Raw genomic sequence first — 14,156 nt, 5'->3', positions numbered from 1 at the left:
CTGGCGTACTTGGAGAACCCAGGGCAGCTTCTTGAAGAACTGCAGCGTCAATGTCTTACGTTGGCAGCGGCAGACGGCATCGACTGGCACGGCATAATTAACGCTTACAACGTGCGGATTGTCGACGACCGCTACCTCGTTTTCGAAGATGGGCCGATGCCGTTGCGGAACGTCCGCCACGTAACGGTCCTAGCCGTGCACTTGGCCCTGGTCGCCGACACCCTGCGGCACCATTCCCCACACAGTGAAGCGGCCGCGACTTGCCGCGCTGAGATTAACCGCCTTCAAGGTGAGCTTGAATTGACTATCGGATTTCCCGCAGCGGAAGACCAGGGTGTCGGTGCCCTCGTCAATGATACTGGAACCGCCCTCGCGCTCGCATACCGCCGACGCCAACAACAACGCGGGTTCGCTGAGATCCCAAACGCGGAGCGGCACAAGGACGCTGAAGCCCGTAAGCGCGAATGGCGCGAGGCCGACGAACAGATCCGCAGTGAGTCCCCGCACCTGACCACAAAAACCGACCGCGCCCGGGCTATTCAGAAACGCCTTGGTGAAACTGCCACCATCGACACGATCACGCGCGCCCTGCCCCACCTTGAAAATTAGTTCGGGAGGCGCCTCGGCCTCCCGATTTCTCACCGCATAGCCTTCACGTGTCCATCAGACAACGTGGAGGTTTCCATGAACAGGAACACCATCAAGCTAGCCGATCGCGAGTCGTGGACGGTCGAGGAACGGGCCGCTCTACGGGGATACTCGCGCTCGTTTGCCTACAAGATGCTCGCCGCTGGAAAGGGCCCGGAGCTACTGCGTATTGAGCGCACGGCCCGGATAACGCGGAAGGCCGACCGCGAGTGGGAAGAGAGGATGCGGAAGCAACCTGATTCCGCAGCGGCGGAGGTGCAGTAATGGCCTCGGAGCAGCCGCCGGTGGGGGCCGGCGGCCGAGGCCAGAAGGGAGACAGCGCCGAGTATAACGCCTGCCACCAGGGGCGGGCTATGCGCTGGCGCGCCGCGATCAATCGTGCACGCCTGATCCGCCACCAGCCGCCCGGCCCGGACAAGTCGGCGGCGGTAGTGCAGTGGCGCGATGCGGTCCTGGTAGCCCTCGACGCCGACGGCGGGAGGGCAGCCCTATGACCAGCAACCGCCTATTGAACCTCCACCAGGTCGCACGTCGCCACGGGATCGCGCCCAGCGTGATGAACCAGATGGTGCTGGCGGGGAAAGGCCCGCCCATGCACCTGGTCAACGGCACGGCCGTGGTCACCGAAAACGAGGCCGACGCGTGGGCAGCAAGGCAGCCGCTCGCCCGCAAGCGGGAGGGGAACCAATGAAGAACAGAGAACAAGGCGCCCCCGCGCAGGCATCCGCCGACGCCGATGCGACCCCAGTAAACGAGCTGCTGCGGCGGCTGGAGTCGGTGAAGGCCACCGGGCCGAGCCGTTGGGCGGCGCGGTGCCCGGCGCACGACGACCGATCCCCGTCATTGTCGGTTCGGGAGTGCGGCGACGGCACGGTACTCCTGCATTGCTTCGCGGGCTGTCCCGCAGGTGATGTGCTGGCGGCCGTGGGCCTAGACCTTGCGGATCTATTCCCGAACAAGTCATTGGGGCGCGGCCCGATGCGTCAAGGGGAACGGTGGATCCCGCGCGACGTGTTGGCGGCCATCGCATCTGAAGCGGTCGTTGTGCTGGTGGCTGCGGACACCATCCGGCGGGGCGAGGCGCTGACGGATGACGACGTGGAGCGCGTCGCCGTCGCAGCTGCCCGGCTGCGGAATGCGGCCAGGGAGGGCGGCGCAAATGTCTGACGTAAAAGAATTTCCGGACGGTGCCGCGCGCGGCGCGAACTGGCTAGACGAGAAGGCCGCCGAGCTGGCCGGGGATGGTGCCGACAAGCCGCCGGCGCGGTTCGAGCTGGTGAAGGCGGCGGACATCGAACCGAAAGCCCCGTCCTGGCTGATTCGTGACTACCTGGAGGCCGACACGCTCGCGCTGGTGTTCGGAGATCCCGGCTGCGGAAAGTCGTTTCTCGCGGTTGATTGGGCGTGCAGTGTCGCAACCGGGAAGGACTACCAGGGGCAGCGCGTCAAACATGGGCCCGTCGTCTACCTGGCAGGTGAGGGCCTGAACGGACTGGCCCGGCGCAGGAAGGCATGGACCATCCGCCACCAGCAGTCGCTGGAAGACGCCCCGCTGTACGTAAGCAAGGGGCCGGCCGCGTTGTGCGACTGGGAATCCGCGCTTGCTGTGCAGAAGGCGGTGGACGACCTCGCGGAAGCCGAGGGCAGCCCGGCGCTCATCGTCGTGGACACGCTGGCCCGGAACTTTGGCAGCGGCGACGAGAACTCCACACAGGACATGAATATCGCGGTCCAAGTCATGGACGCACTCCGTACCGCCCACCGCGCTACCGTCCTGGTCATTCATCACACCGGTCACGGGGACAAGTCGCGCGGCCGGGGAGCCATGGCTCTGAAGGGAGCGTTGGACGCTGAGTATCGGATGGATAAGGACGAACAAGGGGTCGTCCGCCTGGAAGCTACAAAGATGAAAGACGCGCCAGAACCGGAGCCGTGGGCCTTCCGCATTCGCTCGGTGGAACTCGGATTCCAGGATGAGGACGGCCATGAAGTCACCAGCGCCGTGCTCGACTCCACGGACTACACGCCGCCACAGCATGGTCAGCCCGCGCGAGGCAAGAACCAGCGTATCGCCTTGGCGCTTCTGGAACGTTTGGAGGCAGAGCACCGCGCCAACGTGGAGGCGGACGGACGCGACCCCGACACCGCCAGGGTATCGGTTGATGCCTGGCGTTCGGCCTGCGTCGCCGAGGGAATGGACCGTCGGCGCTTCCATCAGGTCAAGGACTCCCTGAATGACCATCACGCCGTTGTCATGGATCACGGCTTTGTCCGTTCCGCTGTCCGTCCGTCCGCCCCCTAAGGGGGCGGCGGACGGACGGACAGGCTAGCGAGGGGCGAATGCGGACAAATGGGACGGAAAACGGACGCAAAGCGGACACCGGCGGACGCGCGGCGCGGAACCAGATAGGGGGAATGAAATGAAACCATCGTCCGACTACCTGTCGTTCGCCGCGATCCGAGCGGCAACGTGGCTGGAGGGCCTGGCATGACGACTTCTGCAGCGAAGCGCAGAGCGATGGTGATACAGAACAAGGCCCGCGACCACGGGAGGGTGGTGCTGGTCCAGGACGACACCGGCCACGTCCACATACTCACTGGCCGTGCCGAGCTGGTCGGCGCGTACGACGACCGCGCCGGCCTGGACGAGATCGCAGCCGATTTGAAGTTCCTGGCGGACAGCGTCCGCGGGGAGCCGAGGGACTGACATGGCCACCCGCGCCGCCAGCTCCGGGGACGACACCGCGGCCGCGGATCCCGTCCAGGCCCTGCGGTCGCTGGCGGCCGTGCGCCAGGCCCTGGAGGGCGGGGAGCTGCCGCGGGCGGAGCTGGTGGGGTTCCTGGTGGAGGCGCTGGCGGCCATCGAGTCTGGCGAGGATCCGGCGCACGCCCTGGGCCTGGCGCTGGCGGCCGGGCAGGAGCATCCCGCACGCACGCTGGCCCGGGAAAGGCGCGATGCCTGGCTCGCCGCGGCGCTGGAGGCGACGGACGGAGCTACCACCTGGGCCCGGGCCCGGGCACTGGCGGCCGCCGTTGGCGAGTTCCAGGCGCGGCGCTGGCCACGGTGGCGGGCCTGGGCGGAGCCCCCTGGGCACGCCACGGACCAACAGCGCGCGCTGTTCCAGGCCGCTCGCGTCGCCGAGGCCGCGGGCCTGCAGCTACCCACCAGCGCAAAGGCGCTGGCCGCCCTGTCTCCACATGGAAGTGAAATGCGGGTTTTTCCTTCCACGCCAGCGCGGTGAACTGTCCCGGACGATCAGGTAGAACAGCAGACCACGTGAGGTAATCAGCGATGGCTAAATTTAAGGTCCCCGCCGGCTTGCGCGTTAGTCCCGAAGAAATGGAAAAGGCCCTGCAGCCCCCGGAGCGGGTAGACTCGGTTCGCCCGGCCTTCGATGAAACAAAGCTTCTCCGCATCCTGGACGATGCGGACGCCTTGAGCGCTGCGCATGAGCAGCTTACCAAGCGGCGCGAGACCGCACTCCAACGCGTCCGGGAGATCGAGCGGAATCTATCTATGTTCCGCCAGCGGGGCGCGGCGCTCGGCAATAACAACGCCGCGACGAAAGAAAATGAAAGGCAAATCAATAAGCTGGAGACAGACTTGCAGCGGGCGCAACAGGAATTCCAGCGCCTGGACGATCAATGGCAAACCCAGCGCCAGCGCCTGCACACCACCCGGGAGTTAGCGAACCGCCTGGAAAAGTACGCCCGGGACGAACTCGCTTGGCGCCGCCCTGGCGAACCGGAAACCAACGTAACCACCTGAATGGACGGGAGAACAGAACCATGGCGAGCAACAGCAACGACCCCCGCCAAGCCGTCCAGAGCGTGCGGGAACAGATCCAGACGACCCGGCGGGAGCGCGAGCGCCTGGCGGAAGCGCCGCTGACTAAGGACGAAGTAGCCGAGCGCGTGGATAGTTGGCTGACTGAACAGGCGAGCCGGGCCCGCATCGATCTACTTGCCAGCGACTTCGCGGCTCCCGGGCGGCGGGAAGGAAACCCCTTCCGCCTGCCGGTACGGCGTGGCGATCAGAGCAGCGTTGACGTGGGGCCGCTGATGGCATCCCTGTTCCGGGACCAGGTGCGGGAAGCAATCCTGCAGGAGCTGCCGGAGGATGACGGCGCCGTGGCTATGGCTGAACGGCCCGGCAAGCTGGCGGAGCTGGAGAAGAAAATCCGGGAGCTGGAGCGCCACGAAGAAAACCTGATCGTGGAGGCGGAGGCCGCCGGCGTCGAGATCCAGCGCCGCCCGGACGCCAGCCCCGACGTCATTCTAAATGTCGAGTGGCCCGCGGCCGCGGAGGCGTAACGACCGGGGGCACCTTTAGGGGCGCCCCATTCACCTGGAGGTAGAAGCAATGACGGCACGAACGAGTTACCGAAACATACTCCCGTCAGGGGCCCGGCAGCGCCCGGGAGCGGCGACGGACGACACCAGTCCCGGCCAGGGCGAGGCAAGCGGCGGCTTGTCGGCTCTGGCCGGCCGTACTTACCAGCAACGGCGGAGCTTCCACGAGAAAGCCGTACACGCGCCAGGAGCCTCGCCGGAACTCGGTTCGGCAGCGGACGATGATGCTACCGCGTGGCAGAACCTGGTGACGCGAGCGTACCAGCGCCGCCACGCCGACCAGGCGACCTTCCAGGAACGCGCCGCGGAACAGGCGTTCATCGTCGCCACGGATCGAGCCGAGGACGCCCCAGGTGCGGGGGACCCTGGGGCTCCCAGGGGGTGATGCGGGGCCCTGAGACACATGATTCACCAAAAATCAGGGTCTCGAAAAGGGGCAACATCCAGGTTAATCAGTGACTTATGAATTCCCCTGAATTCTGGAAATTGCCGAAATTAGCTCCGGAAATGGAATCGTGAAAATTTGGGTTTGTTGCACACCTCTGTTGCACAGGGGCGGAGCGTGCAACACGACAGAGCAAGCATGAAGCGGGGCCATAACGACGGTGGCCGGCCCCGGCGTCCCGCTCTTGGGCGTTACCTCTCGGCTACCGATTTGGCGCGTTGGTCTCCGCTGTCGCGCCCCTTCGCCCGGTCCCCATGCCGGGCTTCCTTTTTCTAGAGGTCTTCTCTTAACGATCCTCGAAAGCGGTATCTAGCCCACGCTCTGTGGCATTATTGCCGTTAAGGCCAGTGCCTTCCCAGAATACGTAGCCCATACCCAGCGGGCGCTTCGCGTTGTTGGTGACGCTGATCGTCGGGCCGTTCAGCGCGACAGGTTGCCCGGACTTCACGAACCACACGAAGAACCGGTCATATTCCGCAATCTGCACCTTTGGTATATATACGAAAGTGCCTACACCGTACGGGTTGCGCCTAGTGCGCAGATGCCGTTCCTCGATTCCGTAGCGATTACCTGCCAGAACGTGCGCAACGGCCGCTACTGGATCTTCAGAAGATTCGCTGGCCGAGTCGGGCCCAGTTTCCGTGTTGGATCCGCGTGCACTGTATGCCGCGGAGAACCCCATCAGGGAAAACGTGATCGACTGCTTAGCACAGCCCGGTGCAGCACAAAATCCGGTACCGCGTAACACAGCGTCCCGCCCGGACCGGAACGCCTGCAGTGTGGTCTCGGTCAGTGTGCCAGCCATATGTCCGCCGTCCTTGGTCTCCACGGACAGGACCTCTTCCCCATCTACCGAGATCGTCGCTGGCGAGTCGCCAAAGAACTGCCGTGCAGCGACGTATTCTCTTCCGTTTCGCCGTAATTCGGTCGGCGGGTCAAAGGTATAATATTCCTCGTATTCCTGCCGGCTGAGCAGTGCAGATACGACTAGGCGATCATCTTCATCAATCTCTAGAAGGACGCGGAACGGCTCTCCCCCATCATCCCATTTGTGGACCTCTTCGATAGTGAAGGTGCGACAGCCCGGGTCGCACTCGGTATACCAGGCATCGAATGTTTCGGCCGCTGCAATACTTGATACGCCTGCTGCGAAAACTGCCAGTGCTGCTATGGATCGACGCATAGGGCTCTCCCCTTATCATTCTGGAGGGTTGGGAGGGACGGCTCAGGCCACCCGCTGTAACAGGTCGGGATCGTTATTCTCCGGCGAGTTCACCCGCGTGCTGACGGGGTAGGCGTCGCAGCGGGCCATGCCCGTAAAGTGCCGTAGCCGATTGCGAGCCAAGCTGTCGTCGGTTCGCACGGGGTACTTGTTAGCTCTTCACCAAACGCAATCCGCCTTTCTCTTGAATATGATAGAACTGGTTCATATCCGCGCCATGGACGTGGAGTATCGAGCCAAGTTCGTCAATGGAATATCCCAGTTCATCCATGTGAAGACGCAGCAACTCGGGGAACACGGTTGGCTTTTCGGGTGCAAAGTCCAATTGTGCTGGTTCACGCTTACGATATGGTCCCATCTGTCTCCATAGATAAGAACTCTGGTTGGGGCTGACCTTTCCAAGGGTTTTCGCTCTCATCAACAGAGCTGCCATGGATACCTTCCAAACTCGTTTGAGCGAAGCCAACTTCGCCAGGGTAGTCCGGTTCAGTTGTGGGCCTATATCAGAGGCAGGCATAAGCAATGCCGATGCAAATGCATTCGCCTCATCTTCCATCGTCGGCGTCGGTATTCTATGCATTATCAAATGCCCAAGCTCATGTGCCAACGTAAATCGTCGCCGGTCTGCTGGCCTATCGGAGTTCAGGAAAATGCATGGAGGCAATCCGGGGACTGCCAACGTCACTCCGTCGATGTCCGATCCACTGAAGTTATTGTCTATTACCAGAACCCCTGCTTGTTCAACGTAGTCCGTTAAATTGTCAATGGGCCCGCGAGGGATTAGCCAAGTACGCCGAACCAAGCCCGCGATTTCTTCCGGGTCTCCGTGGTACTCATCTACGTCAAACTCCGGCAGAGGGAGGGAAGCCTCAAGGTCGACTGCCTTGATCAATCTCCGAATATGCATTATTCGGACATTCAACTCCGCTTGGATTGCATCCAGTGTTTTTACGCCAACCTTGCTCTTTTTGCGAAACATGGGGTGAACGCTGACAGGCAAACCGTAAACACGGTCCGGCTGCTCGAAGAAACTCTCTGGCAAACCGAGCGCATCAGCCAGTCGGGTTACAGTGTCGTCATCAGGCTCTTTAACACCCTGTTCGATCTTTGACAGAAAGCCTTGGGTGATGCTTGCCTGTCGGGCCAGCTCGGTCTGGCTCATTTTCCTGAGTTGACGGCCAACTTGGATCAATTCGCGATTGATACCACTCATAGCACTATTTCTCCGCGCAGTTCACAGTTGGCGGACTATTGTTCTCGGTGTTCTCGCTGCCAAAGTCAGCGACCATGCCGACGCCGTCACTTAAAGAGCGAAAAGCAGCCCTCCATAACTGGAGGGCTGCTGCGTTACAAAGAGGCTGGACGATGCCCCTAAAGCAATTCCGCTGACATGCTCCGAGTCACCTGTTGGAGTCTGGTGCTTCCTAACCGTCGTCGCCCGACTCCTCATTTCGCTCGCTGCCGGCATTGTCATCTTTAAGCCGTATGACACGGCGCGCGTCATGCTGCGGCGTGGGCTGTTCGACCGGCAGGTCGATAACATCGGCCGCAGCCATCTCTGTAAGGTCGTATGCCCAGGCCACTTGGTCCCCGTTTCGGGCGACTACCAGCACTTGGGAAAGCTCGGATTCGGTACGGTCCAGACCGTAAACAACTTCAACCTTATCCGGCGTTCCAAACAGGTCGCTATCAGGTTCGTGGAAATCCAGCGCCGTCTGTGTTGGGTAGTTCCTGCTCAGGCCTGCTTCGTCCCCTTTCTTGAAGCGCAGTCCAACCTGATCGTCGATGAGGAAGTAGTATGTTTGAAAGCGACTCACCACGACGACGCGAGGGTCATCGTCGAAGGCATCCAGCGCACGGTCTATCATCGCATCCCAAACTACGCACGCCCTGGTTCGGCTGCTGGCCGGTGGCAAATCAAGCTCTGCAGATTGCCATTTTGCCCATGCCCCAGAGACTATGTTCAGGAGTGTCGAGTGATATGGCTCAAGGACCTTCTGGACGTGGCTTTTCTGGGGGATCGCCATAGGGCCGGCACCTATCATCACAAGGAATTTACAAAATATTCCCAAAAATATTCCCAAGTGTCAACCCGGCTTGGCGAACAGTGAGCGCTGTATACGCTGTGCCTTCACGGACCGCCTCGTCGAATCGTCACCGATCACGCGCATGTTCGGAGACAAGTTTGTCGGCCAAGTGCAAAGCACTTTCGAGAAACTGCCAGTTCTCCCGAAACCCTGATGGACCAGCGGTACCCTCGTGGAGCGGCCCACCAGGGATGACATCCTGGATTACACTTTCCAGAAGCTGATATGTCTGGATGATGCGTGCCGCCTCTGCGGCATCGAGAAGACCGAGCTTATCGACGTTCGCTCTAAACACCCGAAAATAGTCGGCGGGAACATTAATTTGCAGTTTTTCCCTAGTGCCTTCTGCGCCTTCTTTCAGATCTTGCACGTAGCCTCGCGCACGAATAATCGAGGCGGCAGACGCAAGCTCGGCCATCAAAGAGGAGCGCAACGTCTTCACTGCTCTCTTTTCCCGCCGATGCTCCAGCCAAGCGGTGGGAACGATGGCGGCGAGGAAGCCCACAATGGCGGTAATGATTGGCGGCAGTACGATGACCCAAACCGATCGTGTGCTCTCGACCGCAGCGCGCAGCTCTCCCATCTGGCTGAGCAACTGACTTGCGAGTTCTGGATCCATCAATTGACTCCTGAGTCGACAGATATCAAGTTGCACCTGAATGTTCGGTAGGCTGCTAGCAGGAAGCAATGTCCCGCGTATAAGGGGCGCCAACGCGCACGTGACCGTTCGCGGATTCGGGACACGGCAACGCCTCACGGCATACGTTCAACTTTTAGTCGACGGTGGCCGTGTTCCAGCAACTACCAGAAGAAGCGGCTAAGTGCCTGACAGCGGCGTGACGCTTCGGGGGAATGCTTGGGTAGCGTCATGGCTTACCCCTCCCTTGTTTTGCCCCTGAATTACCCCCGGGCAGGGGAATCAAGGTGGGAGATTACGTAAGCGCTTGAAATGAGTGGCGTCCCCAAGGGGATTCGAACCCCTGTTACCGCCGTGAAAGGGCGGTGTCCTAGGCCTCTAGACGATGGGGACGCTGACCCGGCCTAACCAGGATGGCGCGCATGATACGAAGGCCCCCCGGGGGTGTCAACTGTTACACTGCGTTCCGCATCCGGGCGGTCAACCGAGGAACCAGGCATGTCGGAGCGCAGCGAGACTGCCGCCCCTTCCGGAACACTCCAGGGGCGTTTCCATTACAGCGACGGCGAGCGGGAAACGCGGACCAACCTGCTGCTGCAGCATCTGCAGCTCGGCGAGCAGGTCGTCATCCTGGAGGGCGATCCCGGCAGCGGGCGAACGCACCTCCTGCGCCATGTCCTGGCTCGCCGGGACCACGGCCTGCAGATCTACGCCGTTCATGCCGAACCCGGCCTGACCCTGACGGAGCTGCTGGTCGGCATGCTCGAGCACCTCCAGTTGCCGCCGGCACCGTCCGAGGCGCCCGACCGGGTGCGCCGGCATGCCGTGGAACGCATCGCCGCCATGACCCGCAACGGAGAAATGCCGGTTCTGGCGCTGGACGATGCCGACAGCACCGACGATGATTTGCTCGCCGGCCTGCTCGCCTTCCGCGAGGAGACCCGGGCCGAAGGCGCTCACGCGCTGGGCCTGCTCCTGGCGGGATCCCCCCGCCTGGCCCTTCGGGTCGACGAGCACGCCGGAACCGGCGAAGGAACCGCCGTCACGGTGCCTCTGCACGGCCTGGAGCGGGCCGGAACACGGGCCTTCCTGGAGCAGGCCCTGAAGGCGGACGGCGACGGCCAGGGGCACCTTCTGGGGACCCTGGACGTGGAGGCCATTCATGCGGCCAGCGGCGGCCGACCGGGGCTGATCCTCCAGGCGGCGCGCAAGCAGCTCGCCGGGGAGCAAGCCGCCGCGTCCGCCCGCAGGCGCCCGCCCACCGCCCTGGATCGCCTTGGCTCGCGGCGCAGCATTACCTTGGTGTCCGCCGCCATGGCCGCCCTGGTCGCCGCCCTTCTGATCCTGGCCTGGCTGGGTGGCGACGAACCCCAGGAGCCGGAGACGGTAACCATCGAAGACCGGGAGATCGCCGCGGCCGACGACGCATCGGGCGACGGCACGTCGGGCGATGGCGCGGCGGACGACAGCAGCATGGCGGACGGCGACGCCGATGAGGCGCGCCCCGCCCCGGCCGACGACGGCTCCGCCGGCGACGACGCGGTGGACCGGATCGGCAACTCCGACGACTTCGCCTTCACGGACCCGGGCACGGAGGAAAGCGCCGCCGGCACACCTGCAGACGGGGAGCAGGACGCCGAAGAGGCGCCTTCGACAGCGGCCCAGGACCCGGACGACACAGCCACGGGCGGCGGCGAATCCGGGGAGGCCGCGCAGGACAGTGGCCCCGAGGACCGCAACGGCGGCGAGCCCGCCGGGTCGACGCCGGAGGCCGGGACCACGACGCAGTCCGCCGAGGCACCGGCCGAGGAATCAGACGGGGAATCCGCGGCGGAAACAACCGACGAGCCCCGGCGGGACGACCGGGAAGCGACCTCGCCGCTGGCACGCGCGCTCGCCGAGGGTCGCCGCTGGCGGGAGGCGCAACCGGGCGAGGCCTGGACCATCCAGCTGGTGGGGGCATACAGCGGGGAGACGGTCCTCGACTGGCTGCAGGCACGGGAGACCGACCGGGACCTCCACCTTCTGCGCACGCAACGCGACGGCCGCGACTGGTACATCGTGGTCACCGGCGCCGAGGCGGAGCGGCAGCAGGCCCGGGCGAGCCGGGACAACCTGCCGGAGGCATTGCGCGAGAACGACCCCTGGATCCGGCGGATCCAGGGCCTCGACGGGGGCTAGAGCGCTGCGCGCTACCCGGTTCAGACGAACACGACCTGGTCACGCCCGGCATTCTTGGCGCTGTACAGCGCACCGTCCACCCGCCGCAGCATTCCGTCCACGGTGTCGCCCGGCTGCAGTGCCGTCACGCCGACACTGACGTGTACCGGCAACACTTCGCCGTCGTGCGTGAACGACGTACGGCTGACGGCGCGCCGGATCCGCTCCGCCAGCAGCCTCGCCCCCGCCAGGCTGGTGTGGCTCAGCGCGACCATGAACTCGTCGCCGCCGACCCGGAACAGCAGATCGCTCTCCCGGGCACAGCGGCCCAGCAGCGCGGCCACGTCCTGGAGAACGGTGTCGCCGGCGGCATGCCCGTAGGTATCGTTGACGGCCTTGAAATCATCCAGGTCCAGGGAAAGGATGCAGAAGGACTCGTCGTGCCGGCGCGCGAGCCGTACTTCCCGCGCCAGGCTCTCGTGCATGGTGGTGCGGTTCAGCAGCCCCGACAACGGGTCCGTCCGGGCCTGCCGCAGCGCCGCCTCGTATCGCAGCGCATTGCGCAGCGGCGTAACCAGCAGGCCGATGCACTGCTCCACCCGCGCCAGGTCGCCGGCCCCGAGGGGCCGGTGCGCATGCAGTGTCAGCACGCCCAGGTGATCATCACTGGTACGCAGGCCGTACTGGGCCTGGTGGTCGGCGAGATCGCCGCACACGATCGCGTCGCCGCCGTCATCGTCCGGAGGCGTATAGGAGACCCCTGCGCAGTCGAAGAGCTGGCCAGCAACCTCGCGGAACGTCGCGATCAGTGACTCCAGCTCGAGACACCCCATGAGACGGGACACCACCTGCCACGCCTGATCCACCGGCATCTTCTGATCGGTGCCCAGGGGAATCACCGTCGCGGAGGGATCGGAGCCGTTCGCCACGGAACCGTGCTGCTGTGCCATCGTCTTGCCGCCTCCTGTCAGTGTCACCGCACTCCCGGCATGCGAAAGGCGTGCCAGGCAAACCCTGCCCCGCACGGCACGTCGCCTGCTATGCTCGGCATACATGCACATGCCACGTGGCGCGCAGCGCTGATGACTCCGACATGCTGACCCCCGCAAATACTCCCGCGGCCGCCCTGCTCCGCGTCACGGACGCGCCGGCGGCGGCCACGCGCAACTTCGAGGCCGGCCAGGTGCTGGAGGCGGTTGCACGCACGGGGGTCCGCAGCGACGGCCGGCTCAGCCTGCAGATCGGACAGCAGGTCCTGCAGGCCCGCACGGAGCAGCCGGTGCAGGCCGGGGACCGATTACAGGTGCAGGTGCTGCGTCAGGATTCCGGCACCCTCACCCTGCGCATTCTCTCGCCGGAGCGTGGCAATCCGGCGACAGATGCCATGCGCGAGCACATCGGCCGGCAGGGCAACAGCGCCGGTCTCCTCGCCAATGTTTCTTACGCCGCCAACCGGACCGACGGCATGCCGACGCTGCCCGAGCCGGTCCACAAGGCGCTGCGCCAGATCTGGCAGGCCCTGCCGGACCGCGCCCAGGTGAGCCAGCCCGAAGGCCTGCGGCAAGCCGTTGCCGACAGCGGCTTGCGGCTGGAGCGTCGCCTTGCCGCCGTTGCCGCGGGCAACGAGCCGCCCGGGGTGATCCGGTCCGATCACAAGGCCCAACTGGCCAACCTCCTCAAGCACGTCTTCCAGGCGCTGGACGCGCGGCCGCGGCCGTCGGGGGGCGACAGCATGCCGCCGCCGGGCGCACAGACCCGCGCCAGCCCGCCGCCACCGCCCCAGCTGCCGACCCTGGCCGGCGGCGGCACCATGGCCGAGGCCCTGGCCGACCTGGCCCGCCAGGGGGACAGCAGCCTGGCGCGCCTTCAGCTCAACCAGCTGGCGCTGCTTGCCGGCGACGCACTGCCGTTGTTCTTCGAGCTGCCCGTGCGCGACGAGCAACAGGTGGACCTGCTGCAGTTCCGCATGGAGGAGCAGGAAGGCACGGAGGGTGACGACGACGGCGAGCGCACCTGGCGGGTCATGGTGAGCTTCAACTTCGACCGGCTGGGGCCGATGCACGCCGTCATCCACCTGTCCCCCGAGGCCGTATCGGCCACCTGGTGGGCCGAGCAGCCCGGCACCGCCCGTTTCCTGGAGCGGCACCTGGAGACCCTCGGCGAGCGGCTGGAGGCCCTGGGCCTGCGCGTGGCCAGCCTGTCCTGCGCCGAGGGGCAGCCCCCCGCCCCGGAGCAGCCGGCGGCACCTACCCCGTGGCAGGGCGTGGTCGATGAGCAGGCATGACGATCCCCGCCGCCGCCTGGCCATCGCGCTGGAATACGACGGCGAAGGCGCGCCGACGGTCAGTGCCAAGGGAGCCGACGCCCTCGCCGAGGAGATCATCGCCCTGGCCCGGGAGCACGACGTGCCGCTGCACGAGGACCGGACCCTGGCGCGGATTCTCTCGCAGCTGGAAGTGGATGAAGAGATTCCGGAACGGCTGTACCGGGTGGTGGCCGAGGTGATCGCCTTCGCCTACCTGCTCAAGGGCAAGGCGCCGGGCGACACGGACGGGACATCGCCGTAGCCGGTGGCGCGCTCCGGCGGGGCATGCGGATCGGCCG

At 64.7% G+C, this 14,156-nt stretch carries 18 protein-coding genes and 1 tRNA gene; 13 read left to right on the top strand and 6 right to left on the bottom strand.

The features are described 5' to 3' along the window. Window positions 1-9: 9 nt before the first annotated feature. The 10 genes from QWY84_RS11945 to QWY84_RS11900 all read left to right on the top strand — a co-directional run bounded on the left by QWY84_RS11945 (window position 10) and on the right by QWY84_RS11900 (window position 5,386). Window positions 10-609, top strand: a complete 600-nt coding sequence (locus QWY84_RS11945; RefSeq protein ID WP_290202940.1) for a hypothetical protein — start codon at window positions 10-12, stop codon at window positions 607-609. Window positions 610-684: 75 nt separating this feature from the next. After that, window positions 685-912 (top strand): hypothetical protein, encoded by a 228-nt coding sequence (locus QWY84_RS11940; RefSeq protein ID WP_290202939.1) that lies wholly within the window; start codon window positions 685-687, stop codon window positions 910-912. 226 nt (window positions 913-1,138) lie between these two features. Further along, the gene (locus QWY84_RS11935; protein ID WP_290202938.1) at window positions 1,139-1,339 is read left to right on the top strand and encodes a helix-turn-helix transcriptional regulator; all 201 of its coding nucleotides are present in this window, start codon (window positions 1,139-1,141) and stop codon (window positions 1,337-1,339) included. Then, a complete protein-coding gene (locus QWY84_RS11930; protein WP_290202937.1) occupies window positions 1,336-1,815 on the top strand; it encodes a hypothetical protein in 480 nt (159 codons plus the stop codon). The genes QWY84_RS11935 and QWY84_RS11930 overlap by 4 nt, the downstream gene beginning before the upstream one ends. Continuing rightward, the gene (locus tag QWY84_RS11925; RefSeq protein WP_290202936.1) at window positions 1,808-2,950 is read left to right on the top strand and encodes a helicase RepA family protein; all 1,143 of its coding nucleotides are present in this window, start codon (window positions 1,808-1,810) and stop codon (window positions 2,948-2,950) included. Before QWY84_RS11930 ends, QWY84_RS11925 begins: the two co-directional genes overlap by 8 nt. Before the next feature lie 186 nt (window positions 2,951-3,136). Further along, a complete protein-coding gene (locus QWY84_RS11920) occupies window positions 3,137-3,355 on the top strand; it encodes a hypothetical protein (RefSeq protein WP_290202935.1) in 219 nt (72 codons plus the stop codon). A gap of 1 nt (window position 3,356) precedes the next feature. After that, window positions 3,357-3,890 (top strand): hypothetical protein, encoded by a 534-nt coding sequence (locus tag QWY84_RS11915; RefSeq protein ID WP_290202934.1) that lies wholly within the window; start codon window positions 3,357-3,359, stop codon window positions 3,888-3,890. Between the two features lie 50 nt (window positions 3,891-3,940). Then, window positions 3,941-4,417, top strand: coding sequence for an AAA family ATPase (locus tag QWY84_RS11910; RefSeq protein ID WP_290202933.1), 477 nt, complete (start codon window positions 3,941-3,943; stop codon window positions 4,415-4,417). 20 nt (window positions 4,418-4,437) lie between these two features. After that, window positions 4,438-4,962 (top strand): hypothetical protein, encoded by a 525-nt coding sequence (locus QWY84_RS11905; protein WP_290202932.1) that lies wholly within the window; start codon window positions 4,438-4,440, stop codon window positions 4,960-4,962. A gap of 286 nt (window positions 4,963-5,248) precedes the next feature. Beyond that, complete coding sequence (locus QWY84_RS11900) at window positions 5,249-5,386, top strand: hypothetical protein (RefSeq protein ID WP_290202931.1); 138 nt, start codon at window positions 5,249-5,251, stop codon at window positions 5,384-5,386. Between the two features lie 346 nt (window positions 5,387-5,732). Here the strand turns inward: QWY84_RS11900 and QWY84_RS11895 are convergent, their stop codons facing one another. From QWY84_RS11895 to QWY84_RS11875, 5 genes are all read right to left on the bottom strand, one after another. After that, a complete protein-coding gene (locus QWY84_RS11895; RefSeq protein ID WP_290202930.1) occupies window positions 5,733-6,629 on the bottom strand; it encodes an invasion associated locus B family protein in 897 nt (298 codons plus the stop codon). 190 nt (window positions 6,630-6,819) lie between these two features. Beyond that, on the bottom strand, window positions 6,820-7,881 hold the full coding sequence (locus QWY84_RS11890) for a helix-turn-helix domain-containing protein (protein WP_290202929.1): 1,062 nt from the start codon (window positions 7,879-7,881) through the stop codon (window positions 6,820-6,822). A gap of 211 nt (window positions 7,882-8,092) precedes the next feature. After that, window positions 8,093-8,695 carry a hypothetical protein gene (locus tag QWY84_RS11885; RefSeq protein ID WP_290202928.1) on the bottom strand — a complete coding sequence of 201 codons (603 nt, stop codon included), beginning with the start codon at window positions 8,693-8,695 and terminating at the stop codon, window positions 8,093-8,095. Window positions 8,696-8,822: 127 nt separating this feature from the next. After that, the gene (locus tag QWY84_RS11880) at window positions 8,823-9,374 is read right to left on the bottom strand and encodes a hypothetical protein (protein WP_290202927.1); all 552 of its coding nucleotides are present in this window, start codon (window positions 9,372-9,374) and stop codon (window positions 8,823-8,825) included. 335 nt (window positions 9,375-9,709) lie between these two features. After that, a tRNA-Glu gene (locus QWY84_RS11875) sits at window positions 9,710-9,785 on the bottom strand. Between the two features lie 105 nt (window positions 9,786-9,890). On the opposite strand from QWY84_RS11875, the gene QWY84_RS11870 reads away from it, so the two are divergent. Continuing rightward, window positions 9,891-11,573: an AAA family ATPase gene (locus QWY84_RS11870; protein WP_290202926.1), complete on the top strand. Its 1,683-nt coding sequence runs from the start codon at window positions 9,891-9,893 to the stop codon at window positions 11,571-11,573. Window positions 11,574-11,593: 20 nt separating this feature from the next. Here the strand turns inward: QWY84_RS11870 and QWY84_RS11865 are convergent, their stop codons facing one another. Then, entirely contained in the window at window positions 11,594-12,502 is a 909-nt protein-coding gene (locus tag QWY84_RS11865; RefSeq protein WP_290202925.1) for a GGDEF domain-containing protein, read from the bottom strand. Between the two features lie 143 nt (window positions 12,503-12,645). Between QWY84_RS11865 and fliK the strand changes: the two genes are divergently transcribed. Both fliK and QWY84_RS11855 read left to right on the top strand, forming a co-directional pair. Further along, window positions 12,646-13,836: a flagellar hook-length control protein FliK gene (fliK, locus tag QWY84_RS11860; protein ID WP_290202924.1), complete on the top strand. Its 1,191-nt coding sequence runs from the start codon at window positions 12,646-12,648 to the stop codon at window positions 13,834-13,836. Further along, window positions 13,823-14,119: an EscU/YscU/HrcU family type III secretion system export apparatus switch protein gene (locus QWY84_RS11855; RefSeq protein WP_290202923.1), complete on the top strand. Its 297-nt coding sequence runs from the start codon at window positions 13,823-13,825 to the stop codon at window positions 14,117-14,119. The genes fliK and QWY84_RS11855 overlap by 14 nt, the downstream gene beginning before the upstream one ends. Window positions 14,120-14,156 lie beyond the last annotated feature (37 nt).

Source organism: Aquisalimonas lutea, assembly GCF_030409225.1.
GTDB lineage: Bacteria > Pseudomonadota > Gammaproteobacteria > Nitrococcales > Aquisalimonadaceae > Aquisalimonas > Aquisalimonas lutea.
This window is presented reverse-complemented; position numbering and strand designations above follow the sequence as displayed.